This is a genomic window from Virgibacillus sp. M23, assembly GCF_034190895.1.
GTDB classification, from domain to species: Bacteria; Bacillota; Bacilli; order Bacillales; family Amphibacillaceae; genus Virgibacillus; species Virgibacillus salarius.
Window position 1 is genome coordinate 1 of record NZ_JAWDHA010000322.1, and the last position, 418, is coordinate 418.

A 418-nucleotide genomic window follows, 5' to 3' on the forward strand; every position below is an offset into this window, starting at 1 on the left:
TATTTACATTGCTCTCGATACACATCCTGTTTTATCAAGGATCTATATTAGACTTGAGCTGGATCAGCTCTTTTTTGCAGGATGTCTATCTGAATATCACGCTGATTCAATCAGGGCAATGGAATGACATGATTCCTTCTTTTCGGACCCTGCTGTTTTTTGTGCTGCTGTGGCTGCTGGTCTATCTCCTGCATTATTGGGTGATTGACCAGAGAAGAATTTTGTTTGTCTTTATGATGACAGTAGCGTATATTACGATTCTTGATACCTTTACGCCATATGATGCCACTTTTGCCGTCCTCCGTATCGTGCTGATCGGCTTCTTTATGCTGGGCCTTTTATACTTAGAACGCATTAAGCTAATGGAAAGAATCACACTGCCAAAAACATCTGTCCTGAAGTGGTTTCTTCCTTTATC

Annotated in this window: 1 pseudogene; it reads left to right on the forward strand. The window is 40.9% G+C overall.

What is annotated here, in order from left to right:
- Positions 1–418, forward strand: a pseudogene (locus RVS70_RS22775) (hypothetical protein); the annotation flags it as partial.